We start from the raw sequence: 20,022 nt of genomic DNA, 5'->3' as shown, positions 1-20,022 counted from the left end.
GAAGATTCAAGAGAGCCCCAAAAGTACGAGTAATGGTTGAACAGTGAGTGACGGTTCAACCATCGTATCGGCGACCGAATATCACACCGGGCTGAATTAGCGCAGTCCTCGGGAAAAAAATGTGGATAACCTTGACGACTCATAAGCTGGCTGTCTAATCTCGTGTGATCCGCGTCTCATCACTCGCGGTATCAACATGAGGGGAAACAATGAAGAAATCAACAGCAGGTCTTGCAGTTGCAGCAACGGCCGGGTTTGTCGCCCTGTCAGCGACGCCGGCGTCGGCGGTGACTCTCCCGTTCCAGAATTGCTCCGAGGCGGCGTCCATCGGGGTCTACAACATACCGATCAACACGCCCGGCTACGCGCCCCGGTTGGACGCGGACAGTGACGGATTCGGCTGTGACGCTGCCGGTACGCCACCCTATGACGCGAGTATCGTTGTGGGCCTGATGGGTCAGCAGGGCACTACCCAGCAGGTTACGCAGATGCCCACAGGCGGCGCAGCTACCGGTGTCGAAGTGACGGGTACCGACAACACGGCGGTTTTCGCACTCGGGGGCGGACTTGTCCTCGCCTTGGCAGCGGGCGGAACGTACGTGGTCCGTCGTTGCGCGGAGTAAGGAGCAAGTCGTCGAAAGCATCGAGTGATCGGATACTTTCCTCCACATGACTAGCCGTTTCCGGGACCGTTGCAGGAGCCTTCTGGCTGCTGCAACGGTCCCACTGCTGCTCCTCACTGGTTGTGCTGCACCGAGCCCGTCCAACGCTGGTGGCACGCAGCCCACTTTCACCGTGGCGGCACCCTCGTTACTTCCGGCGGAAGATCCGACGACGGTACGCGCGACTCCGGCAAAAATCCCGGCAGCCCCCGCGGGTCCGGCACCGGCCAGTCCCGCCGCACCCGGTGCGCCCGCGGAAAAAGCGTCAGCCGCCGCTTCCGGTGCGCCCGTTGATGCAACTCCACAGGTATTCGGCCGTTCGTTGCCGGTTTCACTCTCGATGCCCACGCACGGAGTCAAGTCGGGCCTGCTGCACCTGGGGCTTCAACCGAACGGGTCTCTCGAGGTGCCTCCGGGCCATCCTGGGGCGCCCGCATCGTGGTACCGGAACTCTCCCACACCGGGCGAAACCGGGCCGTCAATCTTTCTCGGGCACGTGAACGCCAGCGATGGCGGGCCCGGAGTCTTCGCCTGGATCAAGCAGCTGAATCCGGGCGACACCATTGAGATTGCACGCGAGGACGGCACCGTGGCGACATTCGCCGTCGAACGCGGTGAGCAGTATTCGAAGGACGCTTTCCCAACGCAGGCTGTCTACGGAAATACCGAAGGTCCTGAGCTCCGCCTCATCACGTGTGACGGCTACGATCCCGCTACCGGCACGTTCAATGACAACTACGTCGTGTACGCGAAACTCATTCCCCAGGGTTCCTCCTGAAGGTCCATGGAAGACCGCTAAGGGAATACTCGCCTCACAGATCGGTTGTACTCGCCATGGAAAATAACCTGACAACCATCGGCTTCATCGGTAGCGGCAACATCGGCTCACAACTTGCCCGTCTTGCCATCCAAAACGGATACGGCGTTGTGATGAGCAACTCGCGGGGGCCGGAGACGCTGATCGACCTCATCGACGAGCTGGGCGACCGCGCCCGGGCGGCAACGCCGGAGGAGGCAGCGGAAGCGGGGGACGTCGTCGTCGTGAGCGTTCCTCTCAAGGCGATCGATGCGGTGCCGGCTGCCCAGCTCAAGGGCAAGACGGTAATCGACACCAACAACTACTACCCGGAGCGGGACGGGAACATTCAAGAACTCGACGACGAATCGACCACCACCAGCGAACTCCTCCAGCAGCGCCTACCGGACGCGCATATCGTCAAGGCGTTCAACAATATCTACGCCGCTCACCTCACCAGCAAGACAACCGCACCGGGCACGCCAGGCCGCCGGGCGCTCCCCATCGCCGGGAATGACGACGACGCGAAGCAGACGGTTGCGTCGCTGATCGACCAGTTCGGGTTCGATGTAGTCGACGCCGGTCCCCTCGCTGAAGGATGGCGGTTCCAGCGGGATACACCGGTGTACGGGCCGGAATTCGACGCCGACCAGGTACGCGAAGGACTTCCCCAGGCGAAGCGCTACGCGGAGATGGACTGACGCCGGGGCGTTCTTCCGTCACCAGTCGTGAATCGTGCCGTCCTTCAACCGGTTGAACGGCAGGTACGCGGGTTCGTAGGGGTGGGCGGCCGCGGCCTCAAGGTTCAGTTCGACGCCGAGGCCCGGCTGGTCACCCGGGTGTAGGTAGCCGTCCACGAAGCTGAAGGACTGCTCAAACACCTGGTTGGTCAGGTCTCCGTGCCGCATGTACTCCTGGATGCCGAAGTTGTGAATTGCGAGATCCAGGTGCAAGGCGGCCGCCATACCGACAGGTGAGATATCGGTAGGCCCATGGATCCCGGACTTAATCTGATACTGCGCGGCGTAGTCGAGGATCTTCTTCATGGCGCTGATACCGCCGGTATGGGTGACAGCCGAGCGCACGTAGTCGATCAGCTGTTCGCGGATCAGCGTCTGGTAATCCCACACAGTATTGAACACTTCGCCGATGGCCAGCGGCGTGGTGGTGTGCTGGCGCACCAGACGCAGTGCGTCCTGGTTCTCGGCAGGGGTGCAGTCCTCGAGCCAGAACAGGTCATACGGTTCCAGTGACTTTCCGAGGCGGGCCGCCTGGATCGGCGTCATCCGGTGGTGCCCGTCGTGGAGCAGCGGCAATTCGGAGCCGAACTCGTTGCGGACGGCCTCGAAAACGGTGGGGATGTGGCGCAGGTAGGCCCTCGAATCCCAGTCCTCCTCCGCGGGCAGCGCCGCCCTCTGCGCGGGCTCGTAGTCGTAGCGGACGCCGCCGGCTGTGGGCTGGGCGGCCACACCGTAGACCGCGTTGATGCCCGGCACCGCGGTCTGGATGCGGATGGATTTGTAGCCCAGTTCCAGGTGTTCGCGGACGGAGTCCAGAATCTCGGGGATGTCGCGGCCGCTTGCGTGGCCATAGGTCCGTACGGATGTGCGGCTTGCACCCCCCAGCAACTGGTAGAGCGGCATACCGGCCGCTTTTGCCTTGATATCCCAGAGCGCGACGTCGACGGCGGCAATAGCGGCCATGGTCACCGGTCCCCGCCGCCAGTAGGCACCGCGGTAGAGGAACTGCCAGGTGTCCTCAATCCGGTGCGCATCCCGTCCGATCAGCAGCGGGACCACGTGGTGCTCGAGGTACGCCGAAACGGCCAGTTCGCGACCATTGAGCGTAGCGTCGCCGAGGCCGGTGATTCCCTCCTCGGTGGTGATCTTCAGCGTGACGAAATTGCGGTCGGGGCTGGAGACGATCACTTCTGCGCTACGGATCTTCACGGATAATTCCTTCTGCTGTGGAGCGGATGGTGGAGTAACTAACGGATGGTGGTTCCGGCGGAACTGATCAGGGAAAGTTCGTTCCGTGCCGGGAGGTTTTCCCAGTCGCCGGTTGCAGCAACGGCGAAGGCACCGAGGGTGACACCGCGGTGCAGTCGCTCTTCCAGGGTTTCCCAGTCGAGCACTGCGGAGAGGTAGCCGGCCGTGAACGCATCGCCCGCACCGACGGTGTCGACTACCGGAACCTTGATCGCATCGCAGTGGCAGGCTCCGTCCGCTGTGTAGGCCGTGGCTCCCTCAGCTCCGCGCTTGATGATGACGTCCCGAACGCCGCGAGCGTGCAACCCGTCCACCAGCTCGGCCTCAGGCGCATGGGCGGAGGAGCTACCCAGGAGATCGATCTCGTCTTCGGAAGCGATGACGATGTCCGCGAGCCCGGCCAGCACGCTTAGAGCCTCCGCTGCATCCTCCCGGTCCCACAGCTTGGCACGATAATTCACGTCAAAACTGACGGTGATTCCCCGTTCCCGTGCGGTTTCCGCAGCCTGCACGGCTGCCTTTGACGCACTCGCGGAGAGCGCCGGGGTGATGCCCGTGAAATGGAGGATCGACGGCTCTGCGTCCAGGGCCGGTGCGAGGTCTTCAAAACTGAGCGCAGAGCCGGCCGAACCTGCGCGGTAATAGGCAGCCCGGGACACATCGGCAATCCGCTTTTCGAGCAGCATCAGTCCGGTGGGCCGGTGCGCATCATGAACGACGGCGTCGGTCAGCACTCCCTCTGCGCACAGGGTGCGCAGGGCGAACTTTCCGACCTCGTCCTTGCCGAGCCTGCCGACCCAGCGCACGCTGTGGCCCAGGCGCGCCAGACCGATGGCGACGTTCGATTCCGCTCCGCCGAGAGACATGGACATCGCTCCCCCGTGCCGCAGCAGGCCTGCGGCGCGGATCGACCCCATGGTCTCGCCGAATGTGAGGACCTGGGCCTTCGGAAGCGGTTCCCCGCTCATCCGGCTGCTCCGGCTCCGAGCCGCAGCAATTCCTGTGCGCGCCGCCGAAGGGCGTCCAGATCCCCGCCGCCGGCGGCGTCGCCGATCAACGGCGATCCGACTCCCACGGCGACGGCGCCGCGAGCGAGGTATTCCGCCGCCGCTTCTGCACTCACGCCGCCCACTGGAATGAACGGGATATTGGGGAAGGGATCGCGAAGCGCCGAGAGATACGCCGGACCGCCGAGGGAGGCGGGGAACAGCTTGATGGCAGTGGCGCCCCGGTCCATTGCGGAGAACGCTTCCGTTGGAGTCATAGCGCCGGCGAGGACCGGCAACCCGAGGAGCACGCCGGAGTCCACGGCTGCGGTGACAGCAGGCGTGACGAGGAACTGCCCGCCGGCGTCCGCGACGCGGGCCGCGTCCTCCCCCGTCAGCACGGTTCCGGCACCCACCGCCGCACGATCGCCCACTTCGCGACGGACCGCCGCGATGACCTCGATCGCCTCCGGAGTGTTGAGCGAAACCTCCAGGTACGTGATGCCTTCCTCCACGAGTGCGACGGCGGTGCGCACCGAAGCGGTACGCTCGCTCCCCCGAATAATCGCCAGGAGGCGCGCCCGCTTCAGTCCGTCCAGAAGGCTCGTCATGGTCTTCTCCTTATCTCAGTGGAATCCAGCGGCGCAGTCGCGCTCACCACTCGGCGTACGCGCCGTCGTCGTGCCTCCACACCGGCGAGCGCCAGCTGTGGCCGGTCTTGTCCGCTATCCGGACCGCCGACTCATCAATCTCGATACCGAGCCCAGGGGCAGTCAGCCGCTCAACGTACCCGTCAACGAACTTCAGCGGCGTCTTGTCCAGCACGTAATCCAGCACTTCGGCGCCCTGGTTGTAGTGAATGCCGATGCTCTGTTCCTGGATTAGGAAGTTCGGCGTCGCGAAGCCGACCTGCAGGCAGGCCGCGAGCGCGAGCGGCCCAAGCGGACAGTGCGGAGCGAGCTGCACATCGTAGACTTCCGCGAGCGAGGCGATTTTCCGCACCTCTGTGATCCCACCGGCGTGGGAAAGGTCCGGTTGCGCAACAGCGATGCCTGCCTGCAGCACCGGGAGGAACTCCTGCCGATTGTACAGCCGTTCTCCGGTGGCCACCGGGATGGTGGTCGAGCGGGTGAGCCCGCCAATCAGGTGTGAGTTCTCCGGCACCGTGGGTTCCTCAAGGAAGAACGGGTGCAACGGTTCCAGCAGCGGTGCAATCCGGCGGGTGTCCGCAAGGGTGAACCGGCCATGGAAATCGACGGCCACGTCGCGGTGCGGACCAAGCACCTCACGCGCGGCAGCAACGCGCTCCACCACCTCGTTGATCGCGGCCACGCTGCCAAGCGCTTTCATCCGCCCGCTCGCGTTCATCTTCACCGCGGTGAGGCCGACGGAAAGCTGGGCTTCGACGGCGTCAGCGATTTCCGCGGGCTCATCCCCACCGATCCACCCATACATCCGGATCCGGTCACGGACATGCCCGCCGAGTAGCTGGTGCACCGGAACGCCGAGCGACTTCCCGTGGATATCCCACAACGCCTGGTCGAGACCGGCAACCGCGCTGGCGAGGATCGCGCCTCCCCGGTAGAACGAGCCCTTGGTCATGACCTGCCAGAGGTCCTCGATGCGCAGTGGATCCTGCCCGATCAGCAGCTCGGACAGCTGCTCGACGGCGGTGCGCACCGTCTCGGAGCGGCCCTCCACCACCGGCTCGCCCCACCCCACGATGCCGTCATCGGTTTCCACCCGGACAAAGAGCCAGCGCGGCGGGACGAGAAAGGTTTCGATTCTGCTAATGCGCATGGACGGTGCTTTCGGTAAGGCGGGCGCAGACGCGGTCAACAATTGCGTCCGGTGAAAGGGCGAGGTCGACGGTCAACCCGCGCTCGCCGTCGGACAGGGGTTCGAGGGTGTTGTACTGCGAGTCCAGCAGCGACGGCGGCATGTACTCGTGCTCGCGGGCGGTAAGCCGCGCCGCGACCAGTTCCCGTGCTCCGTAGGGATGCAGGACGAACAGGTGCGGCGCGTGCCCGCGCAGCAGGTCGCGGTAGGACCGCTTCAGTGCTGAACAGGCGACGACGACGCCGGCTTCCGTGCCGCGTGCCAGCTCCTCGCCGACATCGTGGAGCCAGGGCAGCCGGTTCTCGTCAGTCAGTGGAGTTCCCGCAGCCATAAGTTGCTTGTTCTGCTCCGGGTGGAGGTCATCGCCGTCGACAAAGCGCGCGCCGAGCCGCGCTGCGAGGAGGGCCCCGAGCGTACTTTTACCAGAGCCCTGCACCCCCATGACCACAATCGGCGGGGTTGGTTGCTGCGCCATGGCCTAGCCCTTGGTGGCACCGGCGGTGAGGCCGGAGACGATGTACTTCTGGGTGAACAGGGCAATGACCATGATGGGGATGGTGACCACCACGGAGGCCGCCATGAGGCCTCCCCAGTCGATGCTTGCGTAGGCCACGAAGTTGAAGATCGCCACCGGCAGGGTCTTGGTGTCAGCTCCGGAGAGCACCAGGGCGAACATGAAGTTGTTCCAGGAGAAGATGAACGCCAGGATGCTCGCGGTGGCGATTCCCGCCATCGAGAGCGGAAGGGTGACCCGCAGGAACGCACCGATATGGGTCAGTCCGTCCACACGTGCGGCTTCTTCCAGTTCCAGCGGCATGGAGTCGTAGTAGGACATCAGGATGTAGACGATCAGCGGCAGCGCGACGAACATGTGGGAGAGGATGAGGACGCTGTACCCGCCCACCATCGACATGTTGGAGAAGACGTAGTACCAGGGCACCAGCAGGCTGACGCCCGGAATGATGCGGGCCATGAGCACCACCAGGGCCGAGCGGCGCATCGCAAACCGGCTCATCGAGTAGGCCGCAGGGACACCGATGATCAAGGACAGCGCGGTGGAGGCGAAGGCCACCCAGAAGCTGTTGAAGACGAAGGACAGGTAGTTGTTCCTGCCCAGCACCGTCTCGTAGTTCGCTGTGGTGGGTTCGAAGATGAGCGTCTTGCTGGCGTCGTAGATGTCGACGTTGGTCTTCAGCGAGGCGAGCAGCATCCATGCCAGCGGGGCGAGGAAGGACACCACGATGACGATCAGCGCGACGACGCGGAAGATCTTATATGCGCGGCTCTTGAATGGCTTCTTCCGGCGTGGCTGCTGCTGCGGGCGGGCAGCCGTTTCAGCGCCGGGGCGGAGCATCTTGGGGGTTACGACGCTGCTCATTTCTGGACGTCCTTCCGGCGGCGGGTCAGAACCCACATGCAACCAATGATGATGAGGAAGAAGATGATGAGGACGGTGGAAGACAACCCGTAGTCGTTGTAGTCGAAGCTGAGCCCGTAGGCGTAGACGTTGAGCGTCTCGACCTCGTGGAAGGACCCGCCGCCGCGTCCCTTGGTGGCGTACAGCAGGTCGAACGTCTTCAGGGCGTCGATACTGCGCAGGAGGATGGCCACAATGATGGTGGGCATCATGAGCGGAACCGTGATGAATTTGAAGCGCTGCCAGGCGTTGGCACCGTCAATGCGAGCGGCCTCGTCAGGTTCCTCCGAAAGCGAGGTCAGCCCGGCCAGCAGGATGATGACCACCATGGGGGTCCACTGCCAGATGTCGATGAAAATGACGGTGGCCAGCGCGGTGTCCTGTCCCGAGAGCCAGGGTTGGGCTGGAATGCCGAACCAGGCGAGGGCCTGGTTGGCGAAGCCGATGTTCGGGTCGAAGATCAGCCGCCACATCATGCCGACTGCAACAGGGGTCGCCACCAGCGGCAGAAGAATCGCGACGCGCACCCACTTTTCGCCCTTGAACGGACGCCAGAGCAGGAGCGCGATGCACATGCCGAGGACCATCTGAACGAGCAGGGCTGCACCGGTGAAGATGAAGGTCCGGGCTACCGCGGGCCAGAAGCGCTCGGTGTCAGTGAGGACTTCGGCGTAGTTGGCGAAACCGATGAATTCCGATTCGGCGCGCACCGAACCCGATGCGTCGGTAAGGCTGAGGTAGAGGGTCCACGCGAGCGGGAAGATGATGAGGATGGCAACAAAGGCCATGGCCGGTGCTGCGAAAAGCCACTTCCGGTGGTCGTTGGCCCAGTCGGAGTAGGCCTTCCACGCGGATTTTTGCGGCAGGGAGGCGACGGTCATTGTCCACGTCCTTGGGGATGAAAGGAAAAGTCTTCAAAGCGGCGGCCGGGCCGCGCTGTCAGGTGGTGCCGCCGTCGTGCCCGGGGTTTGGACCCGGGCACGACGGCGGGTGATTCAGGAAATCAGTTACTCGCGTTCGTCATCGAGGAACTGCTGGAACGCTTCGTCTGCCGAGTCGGCAGCCGCGTCCACCTCGCCACCGGTGATTCCGACGACGATCGGGTCGCCGACGATCTCGCGGGCTTCACCGACATTGATGACCAGCGGGCGGTCGTGGCCTACGCCGTTCTCGGCGCTGACCTCGATGGCTGCTGCCAGATCCTCAGGGTAGGTCGCGGTACCTTCAGGGTTTGACCAGACCGACTTGCGGGGGCCCGGAACGCCTTCCTTCTGAATCTGCAGGACCATGTCCTTGCTGGTGGCCCACTCGACGAACTTCCAGGCGTTGTCCTGGTTCTTCGATGCTTCATTGATGCCGAGGCCCCACGAAGGAACGTTGTAGGGCTTCGAGCCGGCGGGGCCGGCGGGCATCGGCGCGAAGCCGACCTTGTCCGCAACCTGCGAGTTGGCCGGGTCAGTGGCGTTCTGGTAGAGGCTGTCAGCCTCGGTGTAGAACGCGGCACCACCCTGGGTGAAGATGGCCATTGCCTCGGGCCAGCTCATGTCGGTGCTGACATTCTCCGGTCCGTATTCGTTGATCATGCGGCCGTAGTAGGCGTAGGCCTCTTTGGCTTCGGGGCTGGCGACGGCGGAGTTACCCTCATCATCGATGAAGTCGCCGCCGAAGCCGTACAGGAAGCTGGAGAACTGGGTGACGGCCGGGGACTTGCCGGTACGGGCAACGAAGCCTGCGACGTCGGGGTTCTCTTCGTTGATTTTCTTGGCAGCGGCCTCAAGCTCCTCGAGGGTCTGCGGAACTTCCAGGCCGGCCTGCTCCAGGAGGTCGGTGCGGTAGTAGAGCACCTCACGCTCGGTGATGGTGGGGACACCGACAACCTTGTCTTCGAACGTGGTGGAATCCACCGGGCCCTGCTGGAAGTCGGACCACTCCCACTCAGGGTTGGACTGCACGCGGTCGGTCAGGTCCGCGAGGTAGCCGTTCTGGGCGAACAGCTTGCCCTCCTGGAGGGGTCGGTACATCATGACGTCGATTTCGTCAGTACCGGCATTGAGCTGAACGTTGTACTGGGCTGAGAGCTGATCCTCACCCAACTGGGTGACCTCGACCGTCAGTCCGGTCTCTTCCTCGAACTCGGGGATGGCCTCGATGATTTGCTCGGTCCAGACGTGGTTGGCGAGAGTGACCCGCAGGGTGTCCGAACCCGCCTCCGCGTCTCCGCCGCTGCCGCCGCAGGCGGCCAGTGATCCGCCGGCGAACATTGCGATTGCTGCCGTAATACCGGCTTTTCGCAGGATTGTGCGCTGCACTGTGTCTCCACTTCTCTTCATTGAGGGACGTCCGCTGTACGCGGGCTGGAGTAGATGCTGAAACATCTGCTGTATAGCTCGAGTGTAGTGAGAAAGATCATACTTATGCAACCTATCTGAGTGATTGGGATGCTGTTGGTACGCTTCCTCCATGCCACCCGCCGAAACCGAGTCTCCCGATGTCGCAGTATTCTCAGGCCTGCACGCCTCGGTGATCGATCAGATGGGACTGGCGATCGGCGCAGGCGAGTGGCAGAGCGGCAGCATCATGCGGATCGAAGAGCTGGAGGAACGCTACGGCGTCTCCCGCTCGGTGATCCGGGAGGTGCTGCGAGTGCTGGCCTCAATGGGCATGGTGCAATCCCGCCGCCGGGTCGGCGTGCAGGTCCTCCCGGCCACCGAATGGAATCTCTACGATCCCCAGGTGATCCGCTGGCGCCTAGCCTCACCCGGCCGGGTGGCGCAGTTGCGGTCGCTGACCGAGCTGCGTACCGCCGTCGAGCCCCAGGCCGCGCGCCTCGCAGCGATGCGCGCGCCGCTGGCGGATGCCAGCGAGCTGATGGGCCTCGCCGGGAAGCTGTGGGCGGCGGGCCAGGATGGCGACACGGAACTGTTCCTGAAACTAGATATCCAGTTCCACCACCTGGTGCTCTCAAGTTCAGGTAATGAGATGTTCGGCAAGCTCAACTCGCTGGTTGCGGAAGTGCTGACCGGGCGGACGCACTACGGAATGATGCCGGACCATCCGCATGAGGAAGCACTGCAGATGCACGTCGATGTGGCCAGCGCCATTCAGCGCGGCAATGCCGTTGACGCGCACGCAGCCATGCTCGCCATCATGGAGCGCGCCATGACCGAGATGAGCACCCTGTGGGATGAGGCCGCGCACACGTAGAGGCTGTTTGTTGCTCCTGCTTCACCGGATGTTATTTGCCGCTCAGGCGGAGAGCGGGCGGGCGGTTCGCATCGTCGTTGCTCCGGCAACGATGAGCAGCACCAGCAACCCCGCTGACCACGCAAGTCCGGAGTAGCCGACCATCGACAGCACCAGACCGGACGCCGCTCCCCCGAACGCACCGGCGAGATTCATGCTGAGATCGGTGCGGCCCTGGATGCGTGCGCGGGCCGCTCCGGTGACGAGGTCCGCGACCAGTGCCGAGCCGGAGACTGTGGAGGCGCTCCAGCCTAGGCCGAGCAGAATCAGGCCGATGGTCACGAGCACAGGGTCATCTTCGCCGAAGGCCACGGTGACCAGCGCAACCGCGAACAGTGCCTGGCCGATCAGGATGGTACCCACGCGGCCAACCCGGTCGCTCAGCCAGCCGAACACCGGTGAAAGTGCGTACATGCCGGCGATATGGAGACTGATGGTGAGCCCGACAATGGTGAGCGTCACGCCGTGGTTCACCAGGTGGACCGGCGTCATTGACATCACGGAGACCATGACTGCGTGGCTGGCCGCAATCGATCCGATGGCGAAGATCAGGGCTCCCCTGCCGCGCACCATGCCGGGCGCGTCGTCTTTCGGGTCCGACGGCGTTGCCCGGCTGATGAGGTAAGGATCCGGCCGCAGGGCGATCAGATAGACGATCGCTGCTGCAAGCTGCGCACCAACGGCGATGAGGAATGGTCCCGTCAGCTCGGGCATGCCAAGCGTTTCGGCGACCACCTCGCCTGGTCCGATGAGGTTGGGGCCCAGCACTGCTCCGACGGTGGTGAACCAGACCACCAGCGACAGGTCCCGCCCGCGGTGCTCGGGACTTGCCACGTCGGTCGCAGCGAAGCGGGACTGCAGGTTGACTGCGGTGCCGACCCCGAGCAGCGCGAAGGCCAGGAGCAGCAGCGGAAACGATCCGAGGGCGGCCGCACCGATAACGGTGAGTGATCCCGAGGCAGCGATGAACGCTCCGGTGGTCAGGGCTGCACGCCGGCCGAGCCGCTGCGCCAGCCGTGCCAGCGGGATGGCGCTGGCTGCCGCGCCGAGGGTGCTCAAGGTCGCAGCCGTGCCGGAGAGCGCCTCTGAGCCGGACAGTTCGGCGGCCATGACGGCGCCGATCGAGAGAACGGAGCCCATGCCGATTCCGCCGAGGATTTGCGCCGCAATAAGGACCCGGACGGTGTGGCGCTGGATGGCAGGGAGATCAGGCGCCGTCGTCGTACTGTTGCCGGCCGGAGTCCTGCTGGAGGTGGGCATGGACTCAGGGTATTCGCGTGTCGGCCGTGAGCATAGTGGAAGGCTGGGATCTGCCCAACCGGGGGTGCTGCTGTATATGGTAAGCAGTATGACTATCTCAGGATCGGATGGGCCGGACAGCAATCACCAGCGGCCCGGATCGGCAACAGACAAGACAGTGGAGGCGCTCGGGAAGCTCTCGGAAGCGCTTGAAGTAGTGGAACATGCGCGGGGGCTTCTGTATGGATTCCATCGGTTGACGGGGACGGCGGATCTCGCTTTGGGCGAGGCAGTTGACCTGCTGCGGAAGGCGGGACATGAGAGCTTCGCCGAGGAAGTGAACCGGGATGTCCTGGGGAGGAATGTCATTGAGGGGCGGTGGACGTTCCAGATCGTGGAGGACTATGACGACAACTATTACGCAGAGTTCAAGGCGATCGAAAAGCGTGCGCGCGATGAGCTTGTGGAGGGGAAACGGCACCTGTTTGAGGCGGAAATGAAGGAAGACCGCCGGACGCATGGCCGCGCTCACCATGAGGCGCTGCCCCCGGAAGCCAACCAGTAGAACCAACACTGAAGGAGCACTTATGTCTGACGAAACTTTGGGAAGCCCGACGCCGGAGCCGCAGGGCGGTTTTGCACGTGACCCTGAAGAGTGGGTGACCGGAGATGAACCGATGACTGACGCTCAGCGCAGCTACCTGGACACGCTGGCGCGGGAAGCCGGGGAGGAAATCCCCGCGGACATCACCAAGGCGCAGGCATCCGAGCACATCGACCGGCTGCAGAAATCCAGCGGACGCGTCGGTGGCGGATCTGACGAGGCGCAGACCGGCGGGTAGTGCCGCCTCGGGCTTGAACGACGCAAAGGAGGGCGGTTTCGCCCTCCTTTGTCATTCTCTCGACGTTGGCTGCTTTCCCGAGTAGACCATGTATTCAGCGGTGCGATGATGGCGGTATGAGCAACGTCTTCCTGAGCGGTCAACTCGTCTGCAGGGACCGACATGAGGCGGCGATCGTTGCGCAGTTCCTTCCTCTGCACATCGAACTCACGCGCGCTGAGCAAGGCTGTCTTTCCTTCGAAGTGAACGTTACTGAGAACCCGTTGGTGTGGCAGGTTGACGAACAATTCGAAGACGCCGCCTCATTCCGCGCTCACCAGCAAAGAGTCAGCGGGAGCGCCTGGGGCAGGGCAACCGGTGATATTGCTCGACGGTACGAGATTGTGGGTTTGTAACCGAGCACAACTCGGCTCCGATCACTGAACTTCGGCTCCTGTGAAGTCGACCCGCAGGAGGATTGCAGGTAGATGTGATCGAATCCAACAGTTCTGGCCTTTGGCTCAAGCCAATCTGCAGGCAACCCCCGCGCCGGCCGGTTCTTCTTCCGTGAGCGCGAGCAGGTCTTGGTCCGTACACTGACGCACAACGAGTGGAAGATCCATTCCTCTAGCTTGCCGGATTTTGATCAATGGATGAGGCGATGGCTCGTGCTCACCTCGCCGGGCCACCGGGCGTGCGGGCGGGCCCTGGTTCGCGTGTTTTCCACCAGATGATGCCGGTGATGAGAACGAATGCCGCGCTTGGAATGAGGAGGGTTATCGAGCCTGTGGCATCTGCCCGGCTGTTAAGTTGACCGGCCACATCGACGTGAAGCGTTGTGGCGAGAACGAGTCCGGTGATGTTGTAGAGGCCGTGAAGGACGACAGCTGTCTCAAGTCCTCCGGTGCGCCAGGTGATCACCGCCATCGATCCGAACAGGACCAGGTACGAGGTAAGGATGTAGGGGTCAAGTGAGCCGTGAAAAAGGGAGAACAAGACGGTCGGGATGATGATGCCGATGACGGTTCCGAGGCGTGCGCTGCGGGACCACCCACCCACGACGCGGAACATAAAGCCACGGAAGCCGTATTCTTCGCCTGCCGCTGCAAGTGGTGTGAGGAGCGTACCGATCACGAAGTAAGCGATGAGATCGATCATCGTCCAAGCGACCGGCGGACTGGGCATCATGAGGGATGCCAACGACACAGTGATGACCACCAGGGGGCCGAAGACGAGCAACGCCCGACTGAAGATGCCGAATCGGAAGCGCCCGGTCACGGAGTGCAGCGAGCGGAACGGAATTCCGTAGAGCAGGCGCTGTAGCAGCATGCTATAGGGGATGAGCGCGGCAAGGGAGAGGGCGCCGGCGGCGTGCTGAAGGGGCGAGGAGCCCGTCCGCCCAAGGAGTTCCGTGTCGATGAGGCGTGCCCCCGTCAAGGACAGTTGCGCGAAGCAGACGAGCCCGACGAGTAGCAGGATGATGGCAAAGATGCCGCGGAGAATTCGGCGTTTTTCTCCCGCATAGACGCGGTGATATTCGACGGTGGGCGGAACGCGAGGAATCGTCGCGGGAGCATCCTGCTCGCCAAGCCAATTCAGGGTGGTGTGCTGCACAGTAGGTTCCTTTCGGGGGGGTTTCAGCTGGCAAGTTCGTCGATCCAGCTCGATCGCATCCGCAGCGCTCGCTCCGCACTCCCGATGACAGCGGCAAGTCCGATGAACAGGTTGGCTTGGATGGGGAGTTGTATCGGTGAAGTGAAGGTTCCGATGGAGTCGGCGACGAGAGGGATCTGGGAAAGCGATCCGATGATTTGCGGCACTTCGACGCCCAAGCCGACGATGACGAGCGCGGTGGAGACGGCCCCGATGACGCGACTCGTACCGGGGTATCGGTGATGGAACCGGGCGCGACGTCCTTCTGCGGAAGCGGGGTCAGGAGTGAGTTGCTGCTCGGTTCCGTCTGCGCGCACATAGTGGCAGCGTTTGAGTCCGAAACCGTTGATTGCGACCTCGATATGACCGTCCGGCACCCCAAACCGGGTCGGCAGCTTCGCGTATGACCGCAGCGAGCCGTCAACGTAGAGTCGCGCGCGGATCTCGCCGTCGGTCATATCTCCGGCATGGCGAACATCAACGGAGTAGGTCAACCTCGTGCCATCGGACAAGTCCAACGTGATCGAACGCAGGGATCTGCCGAACATCTGCCACCAGCGGTAACGGCGCAGCGGTTCACCGGATCCTGTTCGAACCCGACGGTGTCTGATATCCATTTCTCCACTCCTCACTCAGGACTAGTACAGCGTAATAGTCCGCCAAGAGATAAGCTAGCACACTGTAATAGAAAACTGTCTCGCTAAGGAGCAGACATGAACGATCAGGCGAAAGAACCAGGCACGCGCGACAAGATCTTGATCGCCGCGGCGACGATGCTCGGCGAGGATCCAACCGCTCGGCTGAGTGTGCGTGCGGTAGCGGCTCGCGCACAGGTGAGCACCGGGTCGCTACGGCACTTTTTTCCGACGCAGCGCGAGCTCATCGATACCGTCGTCGCGGGCATGAACGCCCTCGATATTCCGGACGACCCGATAAACGATCAAGCGCTGACACCGGCTGAGCGCCTTCTCGCGTGCTTACGATTGATGCTCGCGCAAGTGGGCGTCGGCGAGCGCGCCCGACAGCAGTGGGGTGCTCTCTACGACGCATACGTGGTATCACCCCCGTCCGATGACGAAGCGGCCACGTACCGCGCTCTTGAGCGGATGGGTCGCTACCGCATCGAACGGTGGCTAGCCGTTCTGGTCGAGGATGGAGCCATCCCTGCAGGTGGGATTGAGCAGAGGGCAAGGTTCCTTGCTACCGTTCTCACCGGGCTCATGACGGAGCGCGCTCTGCCCGCCGAAGCGATGCGGATTGAGACGGAAACGGAAACTCTCCGCCTAGCCATTCACGCCGCGACGACCGCATGGACCACGGCCTGAACAATCTCCCCTAGAGGGCCGCCGTGCAGGTCGGTTCAGGGTCGAGGCGCCTAGTCCTCAGTGCTTGAGGGTTAGAAACCGGCGCTCTCCGCACCCACGCATCCCGGCAAGCCGGAACCGCCAGCGCCTAAACCCGAGCTCGAAAGGAAGGCAGATTCGCCGGAACCTGCCTCTTCTTCGTGGATCAGTCCACCGGTGGGATGCGCCGCTCGCGGATCAACTGTGCATACCAGCGCGAACTGTCTTTCGGCGTCCGCTCCAAAGTGTCGTAATCGACGTGCACAATCCCGAAGCGTTTGGAGTAGCCGTAGCCCCACTCGAAGTTGTCCATCAGCGACCACACCTGGTAGCCGCGCAGATCCACGCCGCGGGCCACTGCACGGTGAGCGGCAGTGAAGTGGCGGCGTAGGTAATCGATGCGGTCGACGTCGTGGATTCGCCTCGCTCCGTCCGCGTCAACTTCCACCGTGTCGGGGAAAGCCGCACCGTTTTCGGTGATCATCAGCGGCAGCTCAGGGAACTGCTCATGGAGTGAGACGAGCAGGTCCTCGAGTCCGGAGGGGTCGATGTTCCACCCCATGTCCGTGTACGGTCCGGGCTGCTGCAGGAACTCCACGTTTTCCGCACCGGGCCAGGCCGTTCCGGTGGCGGCACCGTGGCCATCGGAGGATTCCTTCTGGCCCTCCCCGTCCCACATCCGCACCCGGTTGGTGGAGTAGTAGTTGACCCCGAGGACGTCCAGCGGCTGCTGGATCAGCTCCAGGTCGCCATCCTGAACGAAGGACCAGTCAGTGATCTCCGCTGTGTCGTCCAGAACGTCCTGGGGGTAGGAGCCGTTCAGCACGGGGTCAAGGAAGAGCCGGTTCGCCAGGCCGTCCACGCGGCGTACTGCCTCGGGGCCGGTCTCGCCGTCCGGGCGGAACACATGGAGGTTGAGGGTAATCGCGAAGTCGGGATTGTTGGTCACCACCTCACGCAGAGCCGAGACGGCGAGACCGTGGGCCAGGTTGAGATGGTGCACGGCGGCGAGTGCAGCGGCGGATTCCGTCCGTCCCGGTGCATGCGCGCCGGAGCCGTAACCGAGATAGGCGCTGCACCACGGTTCGTTCAGGGTGGTCCACAAGGCGACCCTGTTCCCGAACCGCTCACCTACGATGCGGGCGTAGTCTCCGAAGGCGAGGGCCGTTGCGCGGCTGGTCCAACCGCCGTCGTCCTCGAGTGCCTGCGGCAGGTCCCAGTGGTAGAGGGTGACGATGGGCTTGATACCGCGGGCCAGCAGCCCGTCGACCAGGCGTTCATAGAAGGCCAGACCCGCCTCGTTGGCCGGTCCCCGGCCGGTGGGCTGAATCCGCGGCCAGGCGATCGAGAAGCGGTAGGACTCGAGGCCGAGGTCCTGCATGAGATCGAGGTCCTCGTCCAACCGGTTGTAGTGGTCGCAGGCGACGTCACCGGTGTCACCGTTGAAGACCTTGCCCTCGGTGTGGCTGAAGGTGTCCCAGATGGAGGGCCCGCGGCCGTCGGCGTCGTGTGCGCCCTCGATCTGGTACGAGGCTGTGGCTGAACCGAAGACGAACCCCGCCGGGAATTCGAGATCGGTGTCGCGGTAGTCGGGATCTCCCATGGTGCGGGTGTCTCTTTCCTCGAGGTGTTGGGTCATGGCGTCAGCGATGCCTTTCCTTTGATTGGAATGCTAGTCGTGTTTGGTGAATCGAGGTCGGTGAGGACAGTTCGCTGGCCGAAAGCGAGCGTGACAAGTTCCATGCGGTCCCCCAGCTGGACCAGATACTCCCCTGCGGCCACGGCACGCCGGGGCGTCAAGGCGGCTTCGCGGATCACGCCGTCCTCCCAGTCCAGGTCGACGGCGATTCCCGGCCTGGCGATGAGGCCCCGGACGCTGCCGGTGCGCAACTCAGCCGGCAGGGCAGGCAGGAGTTCGATGATTCCCGCATGACTCTGCACGAGCACCTCGGCCAGCGCCCCCACGAAGCCGAGGTTCCCGTCGAGCTGGAACGGCGGATGGGCGGCGAACAGATTGGCGTAGAGCCCGCCGGCGTGCGGGCGGTTTGCTTCGGCTGCCGGGCGGAACACCAGGCGGAGGAGGGCTCCCACCTTTTCTGCCTGTTTCAGTCGCGCCCGGAGGCATGCCTTCCAGATGAGCGACCACCCCGTGGAATCATCACCACGGCGATCGAGGGAGAGGGTGAGCGAGTACGTCAGTTCCGGCGTGGGACCGTTTCCGGGATAGGCAAAGAACAGGTGCGACAGGTGCCGGTGCGTAGGCTCAGCCTCCTCCTCCTGCGCGCCCCACTCGAGGATCCGGCCGTCCGTGCCCACGGTGGGTGGTGCGATGCGCGGTAGTGCCGCCTGTACTTCCGCCACAATCGGGTGGTGCGGCTGGCCAACCGCGTCAGCCAGGGCCAGCACCGTCTCGAAGAGTTCAATGATGAGCGTTCGGTCCATCGCGCTGGAGGTTGCTACCGCCGCCCTGCCTTGGGCGCTGAGGTAGCAGTTTTCAGGTGATGTGGACGGTCGGGTATTCAGGTGGGCGCCGCCGTCGTCAACCAACCAGTCACAGGCGAATTCGGCGGCACCGACCGCAAGGAGCCAAAGCCGCTCCAGCTGCTCCGGGTTTGCGGACCCGAAACGGCGCATCTCATCGAGGTGGCGGATCAGCCATGCGCCAGCCAGAGGCCACTGGGACCAGCTCGCCTGGCCGGCGGTCGGGGAACTGAACGCCCACGCATCTGAGTTGTGGTGCGCTACCCAGCCGCGGGCACCGTAGAGGGTCGCGGCGGTGTTCCACCCTCGTTCGGCCAACGCTTCCGCAAGGTCCAGGAGCGGCTCGTGGCACTCGGACAGCCCGGCGACTTCCGCTCCCCAGTAATTCATTTGGGCGTTGATATTCAGCGTGTAGTTGGACGACCACGGCGGGCGCAGGTCCTCATTCCAGATCCCCTGCAGGGTGGCCGGGAGGGTGCCCGGCCGGGACGATGCGATGAGCAGGTACCGCCCGTAGTCGAAGAGCAGGGCAACCAGTTGCGGGTCGGCGGTCAGCACGCCCGCTGCGTGCGCGTTCGCGTCCCGCAGCCGTACGTCGGTGGGGACGTGCTCGCGATCCGGCAGTGCGTCCGGGCCGGGAGTGAGCGTGACGGACACCCGATCGAACAGCTTCCGGTGCGCACGTATGTGGTCGGCGAGCAGTGCGTCCCAGCCCTTCTCGATCGCTGTATACGCACAGCGGTGTGCCGCTTCTGCGCACGTCGCAGCCGAGCCTTCCGGCTCCCGGCCGATGGCCGTGAAGGTGGTCCCGGTGGCAACCACGAGGAGCAACTCGGTGACCGCCGTGAATACTGTTGCTCCGTCGTCGTTCTGGGCAGTTGAGCCATCGTGGCGAGCCGCCAGGCACAGCGTCCCCTCCAGCGGACCGACGCCGTCTATTTCCCATTGCAGTGCCGGCTCGTCGGGTTCGTGGCCGGGCGCCACATCGGCGGGCAGCTTCAGTTCCAGTACGACGCCGTTGCTCCGGTTGGTACGGCCGGTTTCCCGAAGCGGGGTGGAGACGGCGATGGTGACGCTCACAGGGCTGCCGGAGCTCAACCGGTGCACGAGTACTCCATCAACGGCGCTGATGAAGGTGTCCTGTGTGACGCTGCCGCCGGGTCCATCCGCGAGAGTGCGGTGGGTAGCGTCGGCCAGGGACAGTCTGCGCTCCTGCAGCCGTAAGCCGTCGTGCAGCTGGAGGGTGATGTCAGCGAACGGCAGGTATGACTGGGAGTAGCCGGACTGCAGCTGCTCGAGAATCCGCTCGGCGTCAACCGGCCGCCCGTCCAGGATGGCGCTCCGGGCGTCGGCGAGCGCGGTGGCGGCGGATTCGGCGGAGGTGCGACCATGCCGGTGTTCGCTGGCCGTGCTGCCTGACCAGGCGGTGCTGTCATTGATCTGCAGGCGGGTGGTCGAATCGCCCGCAAGCACCATCGCTCCGAGCCTGCCGTTCCCCAGAGGCAGGCCCTCCAGCCAGGTGGTCGCAGGGCTGGTGTAGAAGAGGGAGGTCAC

The 20,022-nt window shown here is 64.0% G+C and carries 21 protein-coding genes; 8 read left to right on the top strand and 13 right to left on the bottom strand.

Annotated features, from left to right (window positions below):
- The first annotated feature begins 209 nt into the window (after positions 1–209).
- From ACZ2GY_RS03855 to ACZ2GY_RS03845, 3 genes are all read left to right on the top strand, one after another.
- The gene (locus ACZ2GY_RS03855; RefSeq protein WP_471673055.1) at positions 210–623 is read left to right on the top strand and encodes an excalibur calcium-binding domain-containing protein; all 414 of its coding nucleotides are present in this window, start codon (positions 210–212) and stop codon (positions 621–623) included.
- A 46-nt stretch (positions 624–669) separates the two neighbouring features.
- Complete coding sequence (locus ACZ2GY_RS03850) at positions 670–1,440, top strand: class F sortase (RefSeq protein WP_471673054.1); 771 nt, start codon at positions 670–672, stop codon at positions 1,438–1,440.
- A 68-nt stretch (positions 1,441–1,508) separates the two neighbouring features.
- Positions 1,509–2,159 carry an NADPH-dependent F420 reductase gene (locus ACZ2GY_RS03845; protein ID WP_471673538.1) on the top strand — a complete coding sequence of 217 codons (651 nt, stop codon included), beginning with the start codon at positions 1,509–1,511 and terminating at the stop codon, positions 2,157–2,159.
- A gap of 18 nt (positions 2,160–2,177) precedes the next feature.
- On the opposite strand, the gene manD is transcribed toward ACZ2GY_RS03845, so the two are convergent.
- The 8 genes from manD to ACZ2GY_RS03805 all read right to left on the bottom strand — a co-directional run bounded on the left by manD (position 2,178) and on the right by ACZ2GY_RS03805 (position 9,997).
- Positions 2,178–3,407: a D-mannonate dehydratase ManD gene (manD, locus tag ACZ2GY_RS03840; RefSeq protein ID WP_471673053.1), complete on the bottom strand. Its 1,230-nt coding sequence runs from the start codon at positions 3,405–3,407 to the stop codon at positions 2,178–2,180.
- Positions 3,408–3,445: 38 nt separating this feature from the next.
- Entirely contained in the window at positions 3,446–4,414 is a 969-nt protein-coding gene (locus tag ACZ2GY_RS03835; protein ID WP_471673052.1) for a sugar kinase, read from the bottom strand.
- Positions 4,411–5,043 (bottom strand): bifunctional 4-hydroxy-2-oxoglutarate aldolase/2-dehydro-3-deoxy-phosphogluconate aldolase, encoded by a 633-nt coding sequence (locus tag ACZ2GY_RS03830; RefSeq protein ID WP_277359752.1) that lies wholly within the window; start codon positions 5,041–5,043, stop codon positions 4,411–4,413. Before ACZ2GY_RS03830 ends, ACZ2GY_RS03835 begins: the two co-directional genes overlap by 4 nt.
- Before the next feature lie 43 nt (positions 5,044–5,086).
- On the bottom strand, positions 5,087–6,232 hold the full coding sequence (gene dgoD / locus ACZ2GY_RS03825) for a galactonate dehydratase (RefSeq protein WP_471673051.1): 1,146 nt from the start codon (positions 6,230–6,232) through the stop codon (positions 5,087–5,089).
- On the bottom strand, positions 6,222–6,746 hold the full coding sequence (locus ACZ2GY_RS03820) for a gluconokinase (RefSeq protein WP_277359754.1): 525 nt from the start codon (positions 6,744–6,746) through the stop codon (positions 6,222–6,224). Before ACZ2GY_RS03820 ends, dgoD begins: the two co-directional genes overlap by 11 nt.
- A 3-nt stretch (positions 6,747–6,749) precedes the next feature.
- Positions 6,750–7,649: a carbohydrate ABC transporter permease gene (locus ACZ2GY_RS03815; protein WP_471673050.1), complete on the bottom strand. Its 900-nt coding sequence runs from the start codon at positions 7,647–7,649 to the stop codon at positions 6,750–6,752.
- Positions 7,646–8,569: a carbohydrate ABC transporter permease gene (locus tag ACZ2GY_RS03810; RefSeq protein ID WP_056549054.1), complete on the bottom strand. Its 924-nt coding sequence runs from the start codon at positions 8,567–8,569 to the stop codon at positions 7,646–7,648. Before ACZ2GY_RS03810 ends, ACZ2GY_RS03815 begins: the two co-directional genes overlap by 4 nt.
- Positions 8,570–8,695: 126 nt before the next feature.
- Positions 8,696–9,997 carry an ABC transporter substrate-binding protein gene (locus tag ACZ2GY_RS03805; protein ID WP_235563298.1) on the bottom strand — a complete coding sequence of 434 codons (1,302 nt, stop codon included), beginning with the start codon at positions 9,995–9,997 and terminating at the stop codon, positions 8,696–8,698.
- Positions 9,998–10,148: 151 nt separating this feature from the next.
- Here ACZ2GY_RS03805 and ACZ2GY_RS03800 point away from each other — a divergent pair, with 151 nt between their 5' ends.
- On the top strand, positions 10,149–10,892 hold the full coding sequence (locus ACZ2GY_RS03800; RefSeq protein ID WP_346028523.1) for a FadR/GntR family transcriptional regulator: 744 nt from the start codon (positions 10,149–10,151) through the stop codon (positions 10,890–10,892).
- A 42-nt stretch (positions 10,893–10,934) separates the two neighbouring features.
- On the opposite strand, the gene ACZ2GY_RS03795 is transcribed toward ACZ2GY_RS03800, so the two are convergent.
- Positions 10,935–12,191, bottom strand: coding sequence for an MFS transporter (locus tag ACZ2GY_RS03795; RefSeq protein ID WP_346028524.1), 1,257 nt, complete (start codon positions 12,189–12,191; stop codon positions 10,935–10,937).
- 88 nt (positions 12,192–12,279) lie between these two features.
- On the opposite strand from ACZ2GY_RS03795, the gene ACZ2GY_RS03790 reads away from it, so the two are divergent.
- From ACZ2GY_RS03790 to ACZ2GY_RS03780, 3 genes are all read left to right on the top strand, one after another.
- Positions 12,280–12,735, top strand: coding sequence for a hypothetical protein (locus tag ACZ2GY_RS03790; protein WP_471673049.1), 456 nt, complete (start codon positions 12,280–12,282; stop codon positions 12,733–12,735).
- Positions 12,736–12,757: 22 nt separating this feature from the next.
- The gene (locus ACZ2GY_RS03785; protein ID WP_056549063.1) at positions 12,758–13,012 is read left to right on the top strand and encodes a DUF3072 domain-containing protein; all 255 of its coding nucleotides are present in this window, start codon (positions 12,758–12,760) and stop codon (positions 13,010–13,012) included.
- Between the two features lie 116 nt (positions 13,013–13,128).
- Positions 13,129–13,407 carry a putative quinol monooxygenase gene (locus tag ACZ2GY_RS03780; protein WP_277359740.1) on the top strand — a complete coding sequence of 93 codons (279 nt, stop codon included), beginning with the start codon at positions 13,129–13,131 and terminating at the stop codon, positions 13,405–13,407.
- A 256-nt stretch (positions 13,408–13,663) separates the two neighbouring features.
- Here the strand turns inward: ACZ2GY_RS03780 and ACZ2GY_RS03775 are convergent, their stop codons facing one another.
- Entirely contained in the window at positions 13,664–14,605 is a 942-nt protein-coding gene (locus ACZ2GY_RS03775) for a lysostaphin resistance A-like protein (RefSeq protein WP_471673048.1), read from the bottom strand.
- A 23-nt stretch (positions 14,606–14,628) separates the two neighbouring features.
- A complete protein-coding gene (locus ACZ2GY_RS03770; RefSeq protein WP_471673047.1) occupies positions 14,629–15,261 on the bottom strand; it encodes a hypothetical protein in 633 nt (210 codons plus the stop codon).
- 96 nt (positions 15,262–15,357) lie between these two features.
- Between ACZ2GY_RS03770 and ACZ2GY_RS03765 the strand changes: the two genes are divergently transcribed.
- Entirely contained in the window at positions 15,358–15,969 is a 612-nt protein-coding gene (locus ACZ2GY_RS03765) for a TetR family transcriptional regulator (RefSeq protein WP_471673046.1), read from the top strand.
- Between the two features lie 184 nt (positions 15,970–16,153).
- Here the strand turns inward: ACZ2GY_RS03765 and ACZ2GY_RS03760 are convergent, their stop codons facing one another.
- A complete protein-coding gene (locus ACZ2GY_RS03760) occupies positions 16,154–17,626 on the bottom strand; it encodes a GH1 family beta-glucosidase (RefSeq protein WP_471673045.1) in 1,473 nt (490 codons plus the stop codon).
- Entirely contained in the window at positions 17,623–20,022 is a 2,400-nt protein-coding gene (locus ACZ2GY_RS03755) for a glycoside hydrolase family 95 protein (protein ID WP_471673044.1), read from the bottom strand. The genes ACZ2GY_RS03760 and ACZ2GY_RS03755 overlap by 4 nt, the downstream gene beginning before the upstream one ends.

The sequence above is a fragment of the Arthrobacter sp. KKT183 genome (genome assembly GCF_055657625.1).
This window is presented reverse-complemented; position numbering and strand designations above follow the sequence as displayed.